Source organism: Devosia sp. XGJD_8 (assembly GCF_046614475.1).
Lineage (GTDB): Bacteria > Pseudomonadota > Alphaproteobacteria > Rhizobiales > Devosiaceae > Devosia.
Genome location: NZ_JBKJHF010000002.1, coordinates 511,418 through 531,295 on the forward strand (window position 1 = coordinate 511,418; position 19,878 = coordinate 531,295).

Below are 19,878 nucleotides of genomic sequence, written 5' to 3' on the forward strand. Positions count from 1 at the left end.
CGGCTTGGCTAAATCCGGATAATGTCCGGCGCGGGCCGGATGTTTTCCGGAGGAACCAGCCATGGCCGATGCCAAGGATGCTGCCATTGTCGATGCCCTCAGCGCCGACAGCCGGGCACCGCTCAAGCAGATCGCCGCTTTGGTGGGCCTGTCGGCATCCAGTGTGCAGGAGCGCATCGCCCGGCTGGTCGCCAACGGCACGATAGAAGGGTTCTCCATCCGCCGCGGCGCCGTGGAGACGACGGCTCGTGCCTATATGCTGGTCACCACCTCCGGCGCCCAATGCGCGTCTGTCGCCCCGCGCCTGCTCGACATTGCCCAGATCGTCCGTTGTGACTCTGTGGCGGGGGAAACCGACATGGTGCTGACTGTCGAGGGACGCGACGCGGCGGCACTGCAGGCGGTGCGTGATCGGGTTGCGGCCACCGAGGGCGTCACCGGCGTCGTGACCATGCCCGTGATGGTGCAGCGGTTTGCCCGTTAGCCCCGCTTCACTTTTTTGCCGCGCTTGCCTATAACGCGCCACCAATCCAAAATTCCAGCTACGAGGGGAGTGACCGATGGCCGGCCATTCACACGCCAAAAACATCATGCACCGCAAAGGCAAGTCCGACGCGGTGCGCTCCAAGATCTTCTCCAAGCTGGCGCGCGAAATCACCGTCGCGGCCAAGATGGGCATGCCCGATCCGGCCTTCAATTCCCGGCTGCGCCTGGCGGTGACCAATGCCCGCGCACTCTCCATGCCCAAGGACAATATCGACCGCGCCATCAAGAAGGCCATCGGCTCGGACGGCGATAACTATGACGAGATCCGCTACGAGGGCTATGGCCCGGGCGGGGTGGCGCTGATCGTCGAGACGCTGACCGACAACCGCAACCGTACCGCCTCCAATGTTCGCTCCTACTTTTCCAAGCATGGCGGGGCCATGGGCGAAACCAACTCGGTCGGCTTCATGTTCGACAAGGTAGGCGAGATCACCTATCCGCTGAGCGCCGGCTCGGAAGACAAGGTCATGGAAGCCGCCATCGAGGCGGGCGCCGACGACGTCGAAAGCGATGAGGAAGGCCACTACATCACCACCACGTTCGAAGCGATGGTGGAGGTGGCGGCGGCGCTGGAAAAGGTGCTGGGCGAAGCCGAATCGGTCAAGGCCGTGTGGAAGCCGCAGACCAATACGCCGATCGATGCCGAAAAGGGCGCGACCCTGATGAAGCTGATCGCCACGCTCGAGGAAGACGATGACGTGCAGAACGTCTATTCGAATTTCGAGATGAGCGACGAAGACGCGGCCAAGCTCGAAGCCTGATTCAAGCTCAGTTTCAGTTGTTTGAGGGCGGTGCCGCGGCGCCGCCCTTTTTCATGCGCTGCGCTTGAGGACGATTGCCGGATGATCGTCCGCATGGACCATGGCAACGCGATTGCGACCGGCCTGCTTGGCCCCATAGAGCCGCTGGTCGGCGATGCGGAACAGTTCGGCAAAGCTCGCCTCGCCCTCGAACACCACGCCGCCAATGCTGACGGAGAGGGGGCGCTGCTGCCCTTCGGGCGCGAAGACGGCCAGGTTCACCGAGCGGCGGATGCGCTCGGCAATGGCTTCGGCGTTCTTCTGGTCGACATCGGGCAGGTAGACGCCGAATTCCTCCCCGCCCATGCGCCCAACCAGATCGCCGGCGCGCAGGATGGTGCGGATCGAGCGCGCGATGACGGTCAGCGCCTCGTCGCCGGCATTGTGCCCGAACTGGTCGTTGATGGCCTTGAAGTTGTCGGCGTCGATCATCAGCAGCGCGCCGCCCGTTGAGCCCGGGTTCTGGGCGAGGATCGTGCTGACCTTGCTGGTAAAGGCGCCGCGGTTGAGGCAGGCGGTCAGGCTGTCGGTCCGTGCGACGAGGCCCAGCCGCAGATTGGTTATTGCCAGGCCGCGCATGCGCAGGCTCATGTAGAGAAACAGCGGCGCGCCAAGCAGGATGGGCAGGACCACGGCGCTGACAATCGAGCGGCGGAGCGCCGCTTCGCCCAGATCGCCGAATATGGTGGCGTTGAATGCTACGGAGACCGCCACGCAGGCCAGGGTGCCGAAGAGCGTCCAGCGGCGGACGCTGGACCAGCTGTGCAAACCAGTCAAAGTCTTGGACGGCAACATCGCGCGGCTCTCGCGGCTGGAGTGACGGATCGTTTCCCTGCCATCGGCAGGGAAGGCGGATGCCTGGCGGGTCCAGGGCGATGCGGCTGGCGTGGTCACGCCGCGATCAGGCGGCCTGCATCGTGGCCGCGCGATCCGGTATTGGTTTGCCTTGCGGTAAAGCCCGCGCAGAAATTCACATATTCAAACTGCTCAAAAATCATCGACAGATGAGGCGGCCAATGCGCCGCCACGCTCGCCTGGGTAATTCCGTGCGAAGTTCCGTCATTGTTTGCCCCTGCCATCCCACGGGTGAGGCTAAGCAGGGGGCGTGAAGACGATCTTTGCGTGTCGGCCGCAATTTTATCGATCCCCGACTTTTACACCGGGCTTGTTGCCTTTTTGTTCACATCGGGCTTGGTAGGCTGCTGCGGCTTCATTAAGGATGGGCGCATGAGTGCTGCTACGCGAATCATCGGCATCGATCCCGGCCTGCGCCGCTGCGGCTGGGGGGTGATCGAGACCCTGGGCAACCGGCTGACCTTCGTGGCGGCCGGCACGGTGACGCCGCCGGTCGATGGCTCGCTGGCCGAGCGGCTGGCGATCCTGTTTGCCGGGCTGGGCGAGGTGCTCGATCGGTTCGCGCCGCAGGAGGCCGCGGTCGAGGAAACCTTCATCAATGCCGGCGCCCGCTCGGCGCTGATCCTGGGCCAGGCGCGCGGCGTGGCGCTGCTGACCCCGGCGGCGCGCGGCCTGCCGGTCGCCGAATATGCCGCCAACCTCGTCAAGAAGTCGGTGGTGGGTACCGGCCATGCCGAAAAGGGCCAGGTGGCGCTGATGGTCAAGACGCTGATGCCACTGGCCGATTTCAAGGGCGCCGACGCCGCCGATGCGCTGGCCATCGCCATCTGCCATGCGCATCACCGCGTCGCCAATCAACGGCTGAGGGCCATGGCATGATCGGCAAGCTCAAGGGGCTGGTGGACAGTTTCGGCGACGATTACGTGCTGATCGACTGTGGCGGGGTCTGCTATGAGGCCTTCTGCTCCAGCCGTACATTGCAGGCGCTGCCGCAGGTGGGCCATGCCGCCGTGGTGTTCATCGAGACCATCGTGCGCGAGGACATGATCCGGCTCTATGGTTTTGCCAGCGAGAGTGAAAAGGCCTGGTTCAACCTGCTGATGACGGTGCAGGGCGTGGGCGCCCGCGTGGCGCTGGGCCTGCTCTCGGCGCTGTCGCCGTCCGAACTGTCGAGCGCCATCGCGCTGCAGGACAAGGCCATGGTCGGGCGCGCCAATGGCGTTGGCCCGAAGCTGGCGCTGCGGCTGGTCACCGAACTCAAGGGCAAGGTGCCAACCGGCGGGGGCATCGATGCCGGCACGCTGGGGCTGCAGGCGGCCCTGGGGGAAGGCGTCGCGCCCACCGCCATTGCCGATGCCGTCTCGGCCCTCACCAATCTGGGCTATTCCAGCGCCCAGGCCTCGGCGGCCCTGGCGCGCATCGTCGCCCGCGAGGGGGATGGGGTGAAGACCGAAACGCTGATCCGGATGGGCCTGCGGGAGTTGAGTAGTTGACCGACCTGACCTCCCCCGCCGCCGGCCGTGACGATCCGCTCGACGTTTCCCTCCGCCCCTCGGGCTTTTCCGAGTTTGTCGGCCAGGCCGATGCGCGCGCCAACCTCGAAGTCTTCATCAAGGCCGCCCGGCAGCGTGGCACGGCGCTGGACCATGTGCTGTTTGTCGGCCCGCCGGGCCTGGGCAAGACCACCCTGGCGCAGATCATCTCGCGTGAGCTGGGCGTCGGTTTCCGCGCCACGTCCGGACCGGTCATTTCCAAGGCTGGGGACCTGGCGGCCCTCCTGACCAATCTCGAAGAGCGCGACGTGCTGTTCATCGACGAGATCCACCGGCTCAATCCGGCGATCGAGGAAATCCTCTATCCGGCGATGGAGGATTTCCAGCTCGACCTGATCATCGGCGAAGGGCCGGCCGCCCGTTCGGTGCGGATCGACCTGGCGCGCTTTACCCTCGTTGGCGCCACCACGCGCGCGGGGCTGCTGACCACGCCGCTGCGGGATCGTTTCGGCATTCCCGTGCGGCTCAATTTCTATACGCCCGAGGAACTGGTGCAGATCGTGCAGCGCGGCGCACGGCTCCTGGGCATGCCGATGGCGCCGGACGGGGCCATGGAAATCGCGCGTCGCTCCCGCGGCACCCCTCGCATTGCCGGGCGCCTCCTGCGCCGCGTCACCGATTTTGCGCTGGTCGATGGTTCGGGCGAGATCACCCGCGCCATTGCCGACAAGGCGCTGCTGCGGCTCGATGTCGATGCGCGCGGGCTCGACCAGCTCGACCGGCGCTATCTCACCACCATTGCCGAATTCTACAGTGGCGGCCCGGTGGGCATCGAGACCATCGCGGCGGCGCTTTCCGAACCGCGCGACGCCATCGAGGAAATCGTCGAGCCCTATCTGCTGCAGCAGGGCTTCATCCAGCGCACCTCGCGCGGCCGCATGCTGACCGGCGCCGCCTTCCAGCATCTGGGCAAGACGGTGCCGCAGGGCTTTGTCGGCATGCAGCAGAGCCTGTTCGAGGAGCCCGAGGAATGAGCGTGGAACGCGTGGTTCTCAGTTTTCCAGGTGGCGGCATGCGCTTCAACCACCGCGTCGCCGGCGCTGCCATTCGCGACGGCCATGTGCTGGTCTGCCGCGAGGACGATGACGACTATTGCATGCTGCCAGGTGGCCGGGTGGAAATGGGCGAGGCCACGGACCTCGCACTGCTGCGCGAAATGGCCGAAGAGCTGGCCATGCCCGTCAGCATGGGTGAGCTGCTCTTTACCTATGAGAGTTTCTACGGCCGGGCGGGCGACCGCTATCATGAGCTCGGCTTCATCTATGCGATCGAACTGCCCGAGGACATTCGCCCCGGCGGGGCACAGCCGTTTCTGGTTCGCGAGGACGAGGGGCACCTGCTGCAGTTTTCCTGGCTGCCGCTGGAGGGGCCAGCCCTGACCGAGGCCAGCCTGCAGCCGCCATGGATTCCGCAGCGGCTGCTTTCGGCGACCGGGCTGCGGCAGCATGTGATCTTCCGCGCGCCGGAGCCGGCCGCGTGAGCCGGCACCACTTTCCCGTCCGCATCTATTACGAAGACACCGATTTTTCCGGCAATGTCTATCACGCCGCCTATCTCAAGTTCTTCGAACGCGGGCGGACCGAGTTCCTGCGCGCCGAGGGCATCCATCATGCCGAACTGGCAGGGCAGGGCATCGCCTTCGCGGTGCGCTCGATGGAGATCGCCTTCGATGGCGCGGCCCATATCGATGACCTGCTGACCGTCACCACGGAGGTGGCGGCCGTCACCGGCGCGCGGCTGACGCTCACCCAGACGATCCTGCGGGGCGAGACGGTGCTGACCCGCGCCAGCGTCGTGGTGGCGGCAATCAAGACCTCGGGCGGCCCGGCGCGCCTGCCCAAGGCGGTGCTTGAGCGGTTCGCGCCGGCCCGCTGACCGGCGCTATTTCGGCTGGGCCGGCTCGTCGAGCTTGATGGCCTTGAGCTTGTCGATCCCCAGCACCTGCAGGGCGAGCTTCTCGTAGAAGGTCTCGGATGTGCCCGAGCGGATCTTGTGCAGGAAATACCTCTCGAAGGCCGCCTTGGCGGTATGCACCCATTTGCCGGAGCTAGCCCAGTTGACGTTGCGGGGCGGGATTTGCGGCTGCGCCACGAAGGCCACGCCGCCATCGCCGAAATCGGCCAGGCAGATGGCATTCCAGGTTGCCTCGGCCTCGGGCGGCTTGCCGGCCACCAGGTTGGCGATGTTATGCGCGGTGGCCGTCACCATGGATTCGATCATGAAGCCGGTCTTGGGCACGCCAACCGGAACGGGCGTCTTGCCGATGGGTGGAATGGCCACGCAGACGCCGATGGAGAAGACATCGGGGAAAGCCGGGTTGCGCTGATACTTGTCCGCCAGGATGAAACCGCGCGGATTGGTCAGGCCCTCGATGTCGCGGACGGCTGCGACGCCGCGGAAGGCCGGCAGCATCATGGCATAGGAGAAGGGCACTTCATGCTGGCGCAGGGCGGCGCCGTCCTCGCCGATCTCGGCCGCAAACACCTTGCCACCGGCGAATTTCTCCACCTTGGCATTGCAGATCCACTTGATGTGCCGCTGGCGCATCTCGCTTTCGAGCAGGCCCTTGGTGTCGCCCACGCCATCGAGCCCGAGATGGCCGATATAGGGTTCGGAGGTGATGAAGGTGATCGGCACGCGATCGCGCACCTTGGCGTCGCGCAGGGCCTTGTCGAGAATGAAGACAAACTCATAGGCCGGGCCGAAGCAGGAGGCGCCCTGCACGGCGCCGACTACGACAGGACCGGGATTGGCGATCAGCCGGTCGAAGGCGCCCTTGGCCGAGACGGCATGGTCGACGAAGCAGACCGACTGCGTCTCGTGCGCGGGGCCGAAGCCCTCGATCTCGTCAAAGGCCAGTTCGGGGCCGGTGGCGATCACCAGGTAGTCATAGTCCAGGACGCTGTCGTCGAGCAGTTCGATGCGCTTGGCGCTGGGGTCGAGCCGCCTGGCACCCTGCGGGTGAAAGTCGATCTGCCGCTTGGCAAAGACCGGGGCGAGATCGATCTCGACATCCTGCCGCTCGCGCCAGCCCACGGCGACCCAGGGGTTGGACGGGACGAAGGAATAGGTCGGCCCCTTGTTGATGACGGAGATCTTGTGTTCGAGGCCGAGCCGGTCGCGCAATTCATAGGCCATGATCGTGCCGCCCAGGCCGGCACCAAGTACAACAATATGTGACACTGCAGTCCACTCCCTTGTCGCGCGAGGCCCGCTTGCGAGCCACTGCCATGTCGGCAGCCTGGCAAAAGCCCCGGCGAACGTCGTTGATCTGGCGCAACGCAACTCACAAATCGCGCAGCCAAAACATTAGTACATTAGAATATAACTACTTTTTGCATGGGTGCAATGCGTCAGTTGCGGACCGGGATGAGAGCCTTTGTTAACCAGTCCTTGACCATAATTGCGGCAAAGCGAACACGTGTCCGGCACCACCCTGCCAAAGGGCCGGTTTGCCGGGCATTTCTCTTAATTTTGACAGATTTCGACCCCATCGCCTGATGCTTGAGGGTCGGGTGCGTGAACCGGGCCGAAAAGGATCACTACATGGAAGCCATGGATGCTGTAGGGGCGGCCGCCCCGCATGCCGACTTGTCCATCTGGGGCCTGTTCTGGGCCGCCGACTGGATCGTGAAGTCGGTCATGCTCGGGCTGCTGGGCGCCTCGATCTGGTGCTGGGCCATCATCATCGACAAGACCATCACCTATCGGCGCACCGATGCCGAAATGAACCGCTTCGAGCGGACCTTCTGGTCGGGCCAGTCGCTGGAAGAGCTCTATCAGCAGCAGGCCGAGAAGCCGTCAGGCGGGCTCGGCGCGGTGTTTGTCGCGGCCATGAAGGAATGGAAGCGCAGCCACGAGCAGAATGCGGCGAGCTTTGTGGGCATGCAGCAGCGCCTCGACAAGGTGCTGGACGTGGCCATTGCGCGCGAGAGCGAGCATCTGGAAAAGCGCCTGGGGTTCCTCGCCACCATCGGTTCGGCCGGGCCGTTCATCGGTCTCTTCGGCACGGTCTGGGGCATCATGAATGCCTTTACCGCCATCGCCGCCTCGTCCAATACCAGCCTTGCCGTCGTGGCCGGCCCGATCGCCGAGGCGCTGTTTGCGACCGCCATTGGCCTGGTCGCGGCCATTCCGGCGGTTATCGCCTATAACAAGCTTTCCTCGGACGCCGCCAAGATGATCGGCCGGCTCGAGGGCTTTGCCGACGAATTCTCCACCATTCTCAGCCGCCAGCTCGAAGCGCGGAGCCGCTGACATGGGCATGGGTGTTTCAGCCGGTGGCGGAGGCGGCGGACGTCGCCGCCGCGGCCGCAAGAAGGCAATCATGAGCGAAATCAACATCACCCCCATGGTGGACGTGATGCTGGTGCTGCTGATCATCTTCATGGTGGCGGCGCCGATGATGACGGCCGGCGTGCCGATCGACCTGCCCAATTCGGCCGCTGCGGCAATGCCCAACCAGGCCGATCCGGTGACGGTGGGCGTCACGCCGGAAGGCGCCATCTTCATCGACGAGACGCCGGTCGCCGAGACCGAGCTTGTTGCCCAGCTCAATACGATGGGCGTCAACGGCGCCGAGGACCGCATTTTCCTGCGTGGCGACACCAGCGCCAATTATGGCGCCGTCATGCGGGTCATGGGCCTGTTGTCGGCCGGAGGCTTTTCGAAAATCGGCCTCATCACGCAGCCGGATCCATAGTCCAGCCCGATGCGTACCGGCGTAACCGTCTCGATCCTGGCCCATATCGCGGTGCTTGCCATCGGCCTCATCAATCTGGGGCTGGCGGAGCCGTTGACACCGGCGGTCGAGTCGATCTCGGTCGATCTGGTGCCGATCGAGGAATATTCCAATATCCGCGCCGGCCAGCTCGACAGCGAAATCGTCGAGACCGATACGCCATCCATCGTCGAGGATGACCAGGTTGCCGAACTGGCGCAGCCCACCGGCAATACCGAAGAAGACCAGGTGACCCCGTCGCCGGCCGATATCCCGACCCCGGCACCTGTTACCAATACGGCACCCGCCCCCGAGGCGGCGCCCGAGCCGGAACCCGAGCCGGAGCCGGAACCCGAGCCCATTCCCGAACCCACACCAGCGCCCGAGCCCGAGCCGACCCCCGAGCCGGTCCCGGCACCCGTGCCGGCGCCGCGTCCGGAACCGGTTCCAGCTCCCGAGCCGGAGCCGACACCCGAGCCTGAGCCCACCCCCGAGCCGACGCCAGAGCCCGCGCCGGCCCCCGAGCCCGAGCCGACACCGGAGCCGGTGACCCCGGCGGTGGCCGCGCCGGTACCGGCGTCGCGCCCGAGCAACCTCACACAATTGCGCGAGCGCTTCGCCGCGGCTGAGGCCGAACGCGAGCGGCGCGAAGAGGAAGAGCGCCAGCGCCAGGCCGCTGCAGCCGCCGCGGCAGCCCAGCAACCGGCGCCTGCGCAGCTCGATGCATCGCTGGCCGATGATATTTCTGCCATCATCAACACCGATACCACCACGGGCGGCACGACCGGGCAGGGTGGTACGCCCACGCTGGGCGATACCGACGGCACCTCGGCGCGGCTGAGCCAGTCGGCGATCGACGGGCTCGTGGCGCGGATCAAAACCTGCTGGAACCTGCTGCCCAGCGACATCAACAGCGGCTTGAATGTGACGCTGCGCGTGTCCATGAATGCCGATCGCACTGTGGCCAATACCCAGGTGGTCTCGGCCGATCCGTCGCCAGCGGGCGGGGCGGTTGCCCGGGCGGCGCAGCGCGCGGTGACGGCCTGCGGGCCCTATGAGATGCTGTCGGCGGATGCTTATGACGAATGGCGGCAGATCGAAGTGGAACTGCGGCCATGATTTTGAATTTGGGCTGTTCGGCGCGCACACTGGCGGCCAACGGCGAGAACGGAGACCTGATATGACCCTTATGACCCGGCGCAATGCGCTCAAGCTCGGCCTGGCTGGCGGGGCACTGCTCGCCGGCTCTTCGCTGGCGATGGCGCAGCTGCGCATCGTGGTGGAGGGCGCCAACTTCCAGCCGCTGCCGATCGCCATCCCCGATTTTGCCTCGTCCGACCCGACCTTCGGCAAGGAGATCGCCGATATCGTGCGCGCCAATCTGCGCCGCTCGGGCCTGTTCCTGCCGCTCGATCCGGCCTCGCTGCCGGTGCAGGTGGGCGATGTCAACAATGCGCCCGATTTCACCATCTGGCGCACGGCCAATGTCGATGCGCTGGTGATGGGTGGCGTCGAGCGCGGCGGCACGATCTCCTCGTCGGTCCGCGTCTGGGATACCCAGCAGGCGGCCCAGGTGGTTGGCAAGAGCTACAATACCGATCCCAATTCGTCCCGCCGCGTGGCCCATATCATCTCGGACGCGATCTATGAATCGCTGGCCGGCGGCACGGGCTACTTCGATACCCGCGTCATCTACACCGCCGAAAGCGGCCCCAAGGCCAATCGCGTGCGGCGCCTCGCCATCATGGATCAGGACGGCGCCAATGTGCAGTATCTGACCGATGGCAGCACCATGGCCATGACGCCGCGCTTTGCGCCCAACGGCGACATGGTCACCTATATGAACTTTGCCGAGGGCAATCCGCAGGTCTATCTGCTGCAGCTGTCGACCGGCCAGCAGCAGAAGCTGGCCAATGTCGGCGCCATGACCTTCGCGCCGCGCTTCTCGCCCGATGGCGGCACCGTGGTCTTCTCGGTCGAGCAGGCCGGCGCCACCAATATCTATTCGGTCGGCACGGGTGGCGGCACGCCGATGCAGCTCACCTCCGGCGCGGCCATCGATACTGGCCCGTCCTTCTCGCCCGATGGCAGCCGCATCGTCTTCGAGAGCGATCGGGGCGGCTCGCCTCAGATCTACATGATGGGCGCCGGCGGCGGCAATGCGCAGCGCATCAGCTTCGGCCAGGGCAGCTATTCCACGCCGGTCTGGGCGCCAAAGGGCGATCTCATCGCCTTTACCCGCCAGTCCGGCGGCCAGTTCAATATCGGCATCATGAACCCCGATGGCTCGGGCGAGCGCATGCTCTATTCGAGCTTCCATGCCGAAGGCCCGACCTGGGCCCCCAATGGCCGCGTCATCATGTTCTTCCAGGATCCGGGCGGCAATGACGGCCCCAAGCTGATGAGCGTCGACATCTGGGGCCGCAACCTCATCACCATCCCCACCGAGAGCTATGCCAGCGATCCGGCCTGGTCAGGCCTGCGGGCCTAGCCGCTTCCCGCCGCTGCGCCTTTGGGGGCGTCATTCCCGCCGGAATGACGCCCTTCTCATGCCCGAAGGCGCGCCATGGCGAGCGAGTCGACATAGGCGCCCTCGCGATAGGCATAGCCGACGAAGACGCCCTCGCGCCGGAAGCCGAACTTCTCGTAGAGACGGATAGCGACACTGTTGTCGGTATAGACATTGAGCTCCAGCCGCCGGATATCGAGCCAGTTGTCTGCCATATCGACCAGTTCGCTGATCAGCGCCGTGCCGATGCCCCGGCCGACACTGCACTGGTCAGTGGGGCCAAGGTCTCGAACAGGCCCACAGCGCTCGTCGTCGTGCCTGGCGAGGTGGCGGGTGGTGGCCTCGCTCGAATTAGGTTCGGGGCCCGCGACTGGCTGCGATGATAACAGCAATGATGATTGTGCCTGTCAGCAGCAGTCTGATGCCGGCAGCGGCCCCATAGGTGTTGAGCATCGACACGACCAGAAACAGAAACAGCGAAGCGCCCCAGATGCCAGGTACGTTGGCGAAACCGCCGGCCACGGCTGTACCGCCGATCACCACTACCGCAATCGATGCGAGGAGATATTCTGCTCCCATGTTGAGTGCCGCACCGCCCGAAAAGCAGCTCAGCAGCAGGCCGGCCAGCGCAGCCAGCACGGCGCAGAGCAGGTAGGTTGCGGCCCGGACGCCGTCCACCGGCACGCCGGCCATCCGCGCGGCCCGCATGTTCTGACCGACGGCCGAAACCCAGCGGCCATAGATGCCCTTTTCGAGCGCGACCCAGGCCGCCACCGATACCGCCAGCGCCAGATAGGCCAGGTTGGGAATGCCCAGAGTCGTCGCGGTGGTGAACTCGGCCAGGGCGGAAGGCGGCTTGATGCGCAGCCCTCTGTTATGCGAGATTGCCGCAGACTGGATGATGAAGCTTGATGAGAGCGTGGCGATGATCGGCGGTATCCGCAACAGCTTGATCAGCGCGTAGTTGATGATGCCGATCGCAAGCCCGATCAGCAGGGTGACCAGGAGTCCCACCAGGATAAGGCCATTACTGGAATCCATGATCTTCAGGGCGACCGTACCGGCAAGCGTCATGGTTGCGGGGATGGAGAGGTCGACATTGCCCGGACCAAGGGTGATGACGAACATCTGGCCGATGCCGACAATGATGGAAAAGGCGGCAAAGGTCAGCGCTGCCTGCGACAGGCCGGCCGCGGAGGCACCGCCGGTAAAGACGATGGTGATGAGCCAGACGCCGGCCGCCGCCAGAAAGGACCAGATCCAGGGTTTGGCGAACAGGGTTCGAAGGGACGTCATTTGCCCACCCAGCCTTCGCGGCGATTGAGGACCAGTCGCAGCGCAAGGACTATAATGAGGATGGCCCCCTGTGCCCCGATCTGCCAATCGGGCGAAATCTTGAGGAAAGACAGGAACGAGGCGGCCAGCGTCAGCGTCAGCGCGCCAATGACGGCTCCGATGGGAGACACGCGCCCGCCGACAAACTCACCACCGCCCAGGATTACCCCCGCAATAGAGAGCAGCGTATAGCGCAGGGCGATATTGGCATCAGCCGAAGTGGTGAGCCCCACCAGGCACATGCCAGCGAGAACCGCGAAGACTGCGGCTAGAGCATAGGCGGCCGCACGGGCCCGCAGCACCGACCAGCCGGCCCTGGTCACCGAACGTTCATTGCCGCCAACGCCGCGAATGACCACGCCGAATGCCGAGCGGATGACGATCCAATGGGCGACTGCCGCGATCAGGACGCTGGCGATGATTGCCATGGGCACGAGCGGAGGCTTGCTCACCATCACGGCGCGGATCCAGTCAGGCGCGACGCCACCGGGCGCCGGCAGCAGCAGCACGGCCAATCCGCCCCAGACGAAGCTCATGCCCAGGGTGACCACGATGGATGGCAGGTTCCGCAGGTAAATGACCATGCCTAGAACCACATAGACGCCAACACATCCGACAAGAATGAGCACGCCCACCACCGGATTGGACTGCAGGAAGGTCGCCGTGACGCAGGCGACGAAGCTGACGAATGTGCCCATGGAGAGATCGAGGTCGTTGACCGTCATGATCAGCATCTGGGCAATGGTCGCCAGCGCTATCGGCACGGCAAGATTGAACAGCAGGTTGAGGCCGGTATAGCTCATGGCGCGCGGCTGCACCCAGAAGACGGCGGCGAGCAGCACCGCCAGCGACAGAGCGGGCACCAGCAGTCGAAGACGGTCGGCGGTGAACCAGGTCATGCGGCCTCGGTCGAGAAAGAAGCGGCAAGCACCCTGTCCTCGCGAATGTCGTCGCCGGCAAGTTCTTCGACGATCCGGCCTTCACGAAACACATAGACGCGGTCGCATTGGCAGATTTCGTCGATTTCGGTGGAGTACCAGACGAAGGTCCGGCCCTGGTCGGCCTCGGCGCGCAACAGCGAATAAACCTCCTGCTTGGTGCCGATATCTACGCCTCGCATGGGGTCGTCCATCAGCACGATGGGCGCCCGCGTCGCCAGCGCCCGGGAGAACAGCACCTTCTGCTGGTTGCCGCCAGAAAGCGACAGTATCGGATTGTCGAGGCTGTCGGTGCGGATGCCAATGCGCTCGCGCCAGCTTTGGGCAATGGCACGTTCATTCCGCTCGCGGACAATTCCGGCCCGGGTCAGGTCGGTCAAAAGGGTGATCGAGATGTTGCGCAGGATGCTCCACATCGGCAGGTTGCCATCAACGTGGCGGTCCCCCGCCACGAAGGCTGCCCTGATATTGGTCCGCGCCTTCCAGTCGCCGCCGAAGCCACGAAACAGTTCGACCAGCGTCTCGGTCTGGCCGTGGCCCCCCAATCCGGCCAGGCCGACGATTTCGCCGGCATAGGCGCGGAATTCGGGAGCACTGTCGCTGCCGCGCCTGGATAGTATGGGCTTTGTATCGGTGCGATCACGCGGGGGAGCGGCGGCGTCGCGAGGGCGAACCACGCTCCCCATGGCACCCACGAGGGTGTCGAGCGTGAAACCACTGGATGGTCCATTGGCCACCACGCTGCCGTCCTTCATCACGACGATGCGGTCGGCGGTGGTCAGGATTTCGTTCAGGATATGGGAGATGAGGACGACCGAGCCCCCCGCGGCCACGAATTTGCGGATATAGGCGAGCATCTGGCGCGCAATACTGGCGTCGAGCGAGGATGTCGGCTCATCGAGGATCACGATGCGCGCCGGGCCATCGCTCTCGGAAAACGCCATGGCGATTTCCACCATCTGGCGCTGGGCGATGCCCAGCATGCCCACGGACTGGCCGCAATCGATGCCATGATCGGGGAAGATCTCGTCCAGCTTGCTGCGAACCACGCGTTCGGCGCGGCGGCGCCAGGCGAAGCCGCGGATGGAGGCATGCGCAATGCGGGCATTCTCGGTGACAGTCAGGTTCGGGCAGAGCGACAGTTCCTGGAAAACGCAGCGCACACCGTGCTTTCGCGCCACCGCGACGGAATAGCGTCCGGTCCCTTCGTTCCCCTCGATACGGATCGTCCCTGTATCTGGGCGGGTGCCCCCATTCATGATGCCCACGAGCGTGGATTTGCCTGCGCCGTTATGCCCGACAAGGCCAACGCATTCGCCAGCAGCAAGTACAAAGCTCAGCCCATTGAGGGCACGGACGGCGCCAAAGCTCTTGCTGGCGCCGTCCACGGTCAAGACCGGGTTGTCTTTCTGGATCGTCATGATCTTGTGGATTGATAGCCCTACTTGGCTGCAGCAATGACTGCCTGGGCGTCCTCAAGGCTGTATTCCACATTGGCCACGCCGCCGGCAGGAGTGGTTTCGAGGCTCGCCTCGAGGCCATCCTGATCGATCCGGAGGAAGGGCACGACAAGTTCCTTGGGCACGTCCTGGCCGTCCAGAATCTGCTGTGCCACCCAGAAGGCAAGCGTGGAGACGCCCGGTGCGATGGAAACGGACATGGTCTCGTAGCCATTGGCGTCCTTCTGTTCCTTCCACCAGGCCAGTTCGTCCTGACGGTTGCCCATGATGATGAGCGGCATCTCGCGACCCGCCGCGGCAAATGCCTGGGCGGCACCATAACCGTCGCCACCCTGGGTGACCACGCCTACAATATCTTCAGGCAGGCTCGGCAGGATGCCGGCAACGGCCTTCTGCGCCACGTCCTGCGCCCAGTCGCCATGCACCGATCCGACGATCTCGAACTGCGGATTTTCGGCGACGCCTTCATGGATGCCGGCGGAAATCTCGTCATCGACGAAGACGCCGGCAAGGCCGCGGATTTCCAGCAGCTTGCCGCCCTCAGGAAGCTTTTCGGCCAGATAGGTCAGCTGGTCCTTGCCCATCTGCTTGAAGTCCACCGCGATGCGCCAGGCGCAGGGTTCGGTGACGATGCCGTCGAACGACACGACGGTAATGCCGGCGTCGCAGGCTTCCTTGACTGCGCCATTGAGAGCGGTGGGCGAGGCGGCATTGACCACAATCGCGTCATAGCCCTCCAGGATCATGTTCTGGATCTGGGCAGCCTGCTCGGTGGCCTGATTTTCGGCGGTGGTGAAAGCATCTGCAGCGGCTACGATGCCTGCCTCAACAGCCGGTTTGGTGATCGTCTCCCAGCTCTGTAACATGGCTTGGCGCCACGAATTGCCGGCATAATTATTGGATAGCGCGATGCGCTTGGCCGAGGTCTCAGCCAGGGCGGTCGACGTCAACAGAACGGTAAGACCCGTCATAACGACAAAGTGCTTCATGTTGTCCTCCCTAGGGCCCTTTTTCAACCGCCGGCCCGTGGCGGCCCGCGAGAGTGCCTCGATCTTTAACGTCGAGCGTGCAACTCGCATTTGCATGCAATCAGGGGCAATGACTGCAGTCAATTGTCTCTCATAGATAAAGCTCGCGAAAGGTCGGCGCCAACTGAACGGGGCAACAGCTTTATCAAGATGGATCGACAGCTGCGCGCGCGATGTCAGCTTTGTGGGAAGCGACTAGGTCTGCCCAACGGCTGCCATGGCTAGGGGGTTCGATGCCGCCGCCCGCCGCCCGCCGCCAGTTGCCAGCTGGTCTGGTCTGTTGACGTCTTGAGACGGATGTAACGCAGGCAGATCTGCTGCCCCAGCATTACCGACCGGGTTTGCCGAGCCTAAACTGCCATCGACAAACGCGTGACGCGACATTGGGAGCCTCAATGCCAGCTTCGGGCCCAGTGCGGTCCCGAACGAGGAGACGTCTGAGTGTTTGCGCGGACGCGTCGTCTTTGCCTCTCAACTGAGGAAATCGTCCCGGGCTGGGTGTGACCTTTGGCTCCAGGCGACTATGGTCGCGCCAGCCGAACCAAGAAGTAGCTTCATGTCCCAACTAGACACCCGCATTGCCACTCAGATCGCCACCGAAGTCTCCGCCCGCCCCGATCAGGTGCGTGCCGCCGTGGAACTGCTCGATGGCGGGGCAACGGTGCCGTTCATCGCGCGCTACCGCAAGGAAGCAACCGGCGGGCTGGATGATACGCAGTTGCGGCTACTGGCCGAGCGGCTGACCTATCTGCGCGAGCTGGAATCCCGCCGCGCTGCGATCCTCAAGTCCATCGAGGAGCAGGGCAAGCTCACCAGCGCGCTGACCGCCACAATCATCGCCGCCGCCACCAAGGCCGAGCTTGAAGACCTCTATCTGCCGTTCAAGCCCAAACGCCGCACCAAGGCCGAAATCGCCCGCGAGCGCGGTCTGGGTCCACTGGCCGACGCCATCCTTGCCAATCGCGGCGCCGATCCCGTGCTGCTGGCCGAAGGCTACATCACTGAAGAAGTGCTCGGCAGCAAGGAAGCGCTCGAAGGCGCGCGCGACATCGTCGTCGAGGGTCTATCGGAAAACGCAGCCCTGCTTGGCCAACTCCGCACCTATATGCGCGACAAGGCCATGCTCAGCGCCAAGGTGCTGAAGGGCAAGGAAGACGCGGGCGCCAAATTCTCCGACTACTTCGCCCATTCCGAACGCTGGAACAAGGTCGCCGGCCACCGCGCCCTCGCCATGATGCGCGGCCGTGACGAGGGTTTCCTCGGCCTCGATATCGAGGTGGATGCGGACGTCACCGATCCGATCAAACCCGCCGAGCGCTTCGTCGCTGCCGCACTCAATGCGCAGCAGGGCAACGGCGCGGGCGACAGATGGCTCCGCGAAGTGGCTGGCTGGGCATGGCGGACGCGCCTGCGCATCACGCTCTCCATCGACCTGATGGTGGAACTGCGGGAGCGCGCCGAGGTCGAGGCCATCGGCGTCTTCGCCCGCAATCTCAGGGACCTGCTGCTGGCCGCCCCCGCTGGCGCCCGCGCCACGATGGGGCTCGATCCCGGCATCCGCACCGGCGTCAAGGTCGCGGTCATCGACGCCACCGGCAAAGTGCTCGATACCGAGACCATCTACCCCTTCCAGCCGCGCAACGACGTGATGGGCTCACAGGCCGCCATTCAGGCGTTGATCAAAAAGCACGGCGTGCAACTCATCGCCATCGGCAATGGGACCGGCAGCCGCGAAACCGAAAAGCTGGTCGCCGACCTCATCGAGCGCCTGCCCGCGCCCAAGCCGACCAAGGTCATCGTCTCCGAGGCCGGCGCCTCGGTCTATTCCGCGTCTGCGCTGGCCGCGGCCGAGTTTCCCAATCTCGACGTGTCGCTGCGCGGGGCTGTCTCCATCGCCCGCCGTTTGCAGGATCCTCTGGCCGAACTGGTCAAGATCGAGCCCAGGGCGATCGGCGTTGGCCAGTATCAGCACGACCTCGACCAATACCGCCTCGACCGCTCGCTCGACGCTGTGGTCGAAGACGCCGTGAACGCCGTGGGCGTGGACCTCAACACCGCTTCGGCCCCGCTCTTGGCACGTGTCTCCGGCCTTGGCCCCTCCGTCGCCGAAGCCATTGTCACGTACCGCGACGCCAATGGCCCATTCCGCTCCCGCAAGGCACTGCTCGACGTGCCGCGCCTCGGCCAGCGCACCTTCGAACAGAGCGCCGGCTTCCTGCGCATCACCGACGGCGCCGAGCCGCTCGATGCGTCGTCGGTGCACCCCGAGGCCTATGGCGTGGCCCGCCGGATCGTCGCCGCCTGCGGCCGTGACCTCCGCACCATCATGGGGGACAAATCGGCCCTGTCCGGCCTCGATCCAAAAAGCTTCGTCGATGACCGCTTCGGCCTGCCGACCGTGCGCGACATCCTCGCGGAACTGGAAAAGCCCGGCCGCGACCCCCGCCCCGCCTTCAAGACCGCGACATTTGCCGAGGGCGTCGACGATATCAAACACCTTGTGCCCGGCATGATGCTGGAAGGCACCGTCACCAACGTCGCGGCCTTTGGTGCCTTCGTCGATATCGGCGTGCATCAAGACGGGCTGGTGCACGTTTCCCAGCTGGCCGACAAATTCGTCAAGGATCCCCACGAGGTCGTCAAGGCGGGCGACGTGGTGCAGGTCCGGGTGGTGGAAGTCGACGTGCCGCGCAAGCGTATCGGCCTCACTATGCGCAAGGAAAGCGACAACACCGCCCCGCGTGAACGCCCCCGCGACCCACCCGTCCGGGCCAACCAGCGCCCAGCTCAGTTAGCCCCCGGCAGTACCGGTTCCTTGGGCGAGATGCTCAACGCCGCCATGCGCAAGAAGAAGTAGCGCACAATGATAGTCCCGCGAGGGACCGGCAACCTGGCATGGTTTGCGGGGCAACCTTGGAGCAGGCCAATACCGGCTGCCTTCGAGAAGCTATGCACGCAACCTGAGTGTCCGGCATGGGGCGCGTTGCCGATCGGCGGGTTTCCAGTCCGTTTGGTCATTTGCCCCGGGCGCCAATTCTAGTTGCCTGAGAACTCACCCGGGAAGGCGGACGGGGTTATCATAGCAGCGAACGAGACCCATCAAGGCGTCCGGGTGAGCCACTTCTTTTCGAGCCGGCAAGCCATGGTATAGGCGGGGTCATAGACGTTGCCGACGTCATATCGCACCACTTGGCCGAGCAGGTGGCTTGCGGCAATGGTATCGAGGCCAAAGTCGCTGGCCAGCCAGGCCAGCATTTCGGTCGTGGCGTGCTGCAGCGCTTGGTCGAGCGGGCGAGCATTGCCAATAGTAAAGATGTCCGTTTCTGTTTCCCCACGTGGCCAGACGATGGGGCTGCGCTTTTCGACCGACAGCCGAATGGTGACTTCGAACGTCGTCTCTATGCCAGTGCCGACAATCTCACCGTCGCCCTGGGTTGCATGACAATCGCCAAGGAAGAACAGCGCGCCGGGCGCGGCGACTGGGAGCCAGACCGTGGTCCCCGGCCCAAACAGGCGATAGTCCATATTGCCGCCAAATTCGGCGCTGGTCGCCGTAGAGATGGCCTGGCCCAGTTTTGGCGCAACGCCGAAGCAACCGATCATCGGCGCCAAGGGCAAAACAAAGTTCTCGAGACCTTTGACCGGCTCTGCAAGGCGAACGGTCAGCGCCTCACGATCGATGGTCCAGGTCGTTGTCGCCCGCGGTGGCAGCGCCCGCACCGTTTCCGGATCGACCACACCGGCAGACACGACATTGCCAGTCCAGCCGGTGTCGCGGGTCGGCGTCATGTCGATGATCTCCACCCGGAGTGCATCGCCGGGTTCGGCGCCTTCGACATGGATCGGGCCGTTCATCGGGTTTGGGCCGTGCTTGCGCTGTACGCCCTCGGCATCGAACCCGCGGGCATCAATGGTTTGCGTAATGACGCTGTCGCCATTGGCAATGGTTAGCGCTGGCGGAAATGTGCCGATGACGTTGTAATAATTGGTGGGAACAAAGCGATGCAGGGTCATGCGGCGATCCTGCTGGAATGGTGCCATCGAGTCCAGAGCGATGTCGGCGCCGCGACCAAGGCAGCGCCGCCGCGACGGCAAGGTTGAAACGGGAGGCATGGCGATCTCCTGATGGAGGAA

The 19,878-nt window shown here is 64.6% G+C and carries 19 protein-coding genes and 1 pseudogene; 12 read left to right on the plus strand and 8 right to left on the minus strand.

Annotated features, from left to right (window positions below):
- The first annotated feature begins 61 nt into the window (after window positions 1–61).
- Entirely contained in the window at window positions 62–484 is a 423-nt protein-coding gene (locus ACLI1C_RS18010) for an Lrp/AsnC family transcriptional regulator (protein WP_411398933.1), read from the plus strand.
- Window positions 485–560: 76 nt separating this feature from the next.
- Window positions 561–1,307, plus strand: a complete 747-nt coding sequence (locus ACLI1C_RS18015) for a YebC/PmpR family DNA-binding transcriptional regulator (RefSeq protein WP_411398934.1) — start codon at window positions 561–563, stop codon at window positions 1,305–1,307.
- A 51-nt stretch (window positions 1,308–1,358) separates the two neighbouring features.
- Here ACLI1C_RS18015 and ACLI1C_RS18020 read toward each other — a convergent pair whose 3' ends face one another.
- Window positions 1,359–2,240, minus strand: coding sequence for a GGDEF domain-containing protein (locus ACLI1C_RS18020; RefSeq protein ID WP_411398935.1), 882 nt, complete (start codon window positions 2,238–2,240; stop codon window positions 1,359–1,361).
- Between the two features lie 333 nt (window positions 2,241–2,573).
- Here ACLI1C_RS18020 and ruvC point away from each other — a divergent pair, with 333 nt between their 5' ends.
- From ruvC to ybgC, 5 genes are read left to right on the plus strand one after another with little or no spacing between them, the layout of a single operon-like run.
- Window positions 2,574–3,080, plus strand: coding sequence for a crossover junction endodeoxyribonuclease RuvC (gene ruvC, locus ACLI1C_RS18025; RefSeq protein ID WP_411398936.1), 507 nt, complete (start codon window positions 2,574–2,576; stop codon window positions 3,078–3,080).
- The gene (gene ruvA / locus ACLI1C_RS18030; protein WP_411398937.1) at window positions 3,077–3,694 is read left to right on the plus strand and encodes a Holliday junction branch migration protein RuvA; all 618 of its coding nucleotides are present in this window, start codon (window positions 3,077–3,079) and stop codon (window positions 3,692–3,694) included. Before ruvC ends, ruvA begins: the two co-directional genes overlap by 4 nt.
- Entirely contained in the window at window positions 3,691–4,728 is a 1,038-nt protein-coding gene (gene ruvB, locus ACLI1C_RS18035) for a Holliday junction branch migration DNA helicase RuvB (RefSeq protein WP_411398938.1), read from the plus strand. Before ruvA ends, ruvB begins: the two co-directional genes overlap by 4 nt.
- Window positions 4,725–5,234 carry an NUDIX hydrolase gene (locus ACLI1C_RS18040; protein WP_411398939.1) on the plus strand — a complete coding sequence of 170 codons (510 nt, stop codon included), beginning with the start codon at window positions 4,725–4,727 and terminating at the stop codon, window positions 5,232–5,234. Before ruvB ends, ACLI1C_RS18040 begins: the two co-directional genes overlap by 4 nt.
- Entirely contained in the window at window positions 5,231–5,629 is a 399-nt protein-coding gene (ybgC, locus tag ACLI1C_RS18045) for a tol-pal system-associated acyl-CoA thioesterase (RefSeq protein WP_411398940.1), read from the plus strand. The genes ACLI1C_RS18040 and ybgC overlap by 4 nt, the downstream gene beginning before the upstream one ends.
- 6 nt (window positions 5,630–5,635) lie before the next feature.
- Here the strand turns inward: ybgC and ACLI1C_RS18050 are convergent, their stop codons facing one another.
- Complete coding sequence (locus tag ACLI1C_RS18050) at window positions 5,636–6,937, minus strand: NAD(P)/FAD-dependent oxidoreductase (protein ID WP_411398941.1); 1,302 nt, start codon at window positions 6,935–6,937, stop codon at window positions 5,636–5,638.
- 372 nt (window positions 6,938–7,309) lie between these two features.
- On the opposite strand from ACLI1C_RS18050, the gene tolQ reads away from it, so the two are divergent.
- From tolQ to tolB, 4 genes are all read left to right on the plus strand, one after another.
- Window positions 7,310–8,011, plus strand: a complete 702-nt coding sequence (gene tolQ / locus ACLI1C_RS18055) for a protein TolQ (RefSeq protein ID WP_411399077.1) — start codon at window positions 7,310–7,312, stop codon at window positions 8,009–8,011.
- Between the two features lies 1 nt (window position 8,012).
- Complete coding sequence (locus tag ACLI1C_RS18060) at window positions 8,013–8,456, plus strand: ExbD/TolR family protein (protein ID WP_411398942.1); 444 nt, start codon at window positions 8,013–8,015, stop codon at window positions 8,454–8,456.
- 9 nt (window positions 8,457–8,465) lie between these two features.
- Window positions 8,466–9,593 carry a hypothetical protein gene (locus tag ACLI1C_RS18065; protein ID WP_411398943.1) on the plus strand — a complete coding sequence of 376 codons (1,128 nt, stop codon included), beginning with the start codon at window positions 8,466–8,468 and terminating at the stop codon, window positions 9,591–9,593.
- Between the two features lie 61 nt (window positions 9,594–9,654).
- Window positions 9,655–10,965 carry a Tol-Pal system beta propeller repeat protein TolB gene (tolB, locus tag ACLI1C_RS18070; RefSeq protein WP_411398944.1) on the plus strand — a complete coding sequence of 437 codons (1,311 nt, stop codon included), beginning with the start codon at window positions 9,655–9,657 and terminating at the stop codon, window positions 10,963–10,965.
- A 56-nt stretch (window positions 10,966–11,021) separates the two neighbouring features.
- Here the strand turns inward: tolB and ACLI1C_RS18075 are convergent.
- The 5 genes and pseudogenes from ACLI1C_RS18075 to ACLI1C_RS18095 form a co-directional block, all read right to left on the minus strand.
- Window positions 11,022–11,240, minus strand: a pseudogene (locus ACLI1C_RS18075) (GNAT family N-acetyltransferase); the annotation flags it as partial.
- A 94-nt stretch (window positions 11,241–11,334) separates the two neighbouring features.
- Window positions 11,335–12,279 (minus strand): ABC transporter permease, encoded by a 945-nt coding sequence (locus ACLI1C_RS18080; protein WP_411398945.1) that lies wholly within the window; start codon window positions 12,277–12,279, stop codon window positions 11,335–11,337.
- Entirely contained in the window at window positions 12,276–13,217 is a 942-nt protein-coding gene (locus tag ACLI1C_RS18085; RefSeq protein ID WP_411398946.1) for an ABC transporter permease, read from the minus strand. Before ACLI1C_RS18085 ends, ACLI1C_RS18080 begins: the two co-directional genes overlap by 4 nt.
- Window positions 13,214–14,677, minus strand: coding sequence for a sugar ABC transporter ATP-binding protein (locus ACLI1C_RS18090; RefSeq protein WP_411398947.1), 1,464 nt, complete (start codon window positions 14,675–14,677; stop codon window positions 13,214–13,216). Before ACLI1C_RS18090 ends, ACLI1C_RS18085 begins: the two co-directional genes overlap by 4 nt.
- A gap of 20 nt (window positions 14,678–14,697) precedes the next feature.
- Window positions 14,698–15,705, minus strand: coding sequence for an ABC transporter substrate-binding protein (locus tag ACLI1C_RS18095; protein WP_411398948.1), 1,008 nt, complete (start codon window positions 15,703–15,705; stop codon window positions 14,698–14,700).
- Window positions 15,706–16,300: 595 nt separating this feature from the next.
- Here ACLI1C_RS18095 and ACLI1C_RS18100 point away from each other — a divergent pair.
- Window positions 16,301–18,601 carry a Tex family protein gene (locus ACLI1C_RS18100; RefSeq protein ID WP_411398949.1) on the plus strand — a complete coding sequence of 767 codons (2,301 nt, stop codon included), beginning with the start codon at window positions 16,301–16,303 and terminating at the stop codon, window positions 18,599–18,601.
- A 242-nt stretch (window positions 18,602–18,843) separates the two neighbouring features.
- Here the strand turns inward: ACLI1C_RS18100 and ACLI1C_RS18105 are convergent, their stop codons facing one another.
- Window positions 18,844–19,758, minus strand: coding sequence for an acetamidase/formamidase family protein (locus tag ACLI1C_RS18105; RefSeq protein WP_411399078.1), 915 nt, complete (start codon window positions 19,756–19,758; stop codon window positions 18,844–18,846).
- Between the last annotated feature and the right edge of the window lie 120 nt (window positions 19,759–19,878).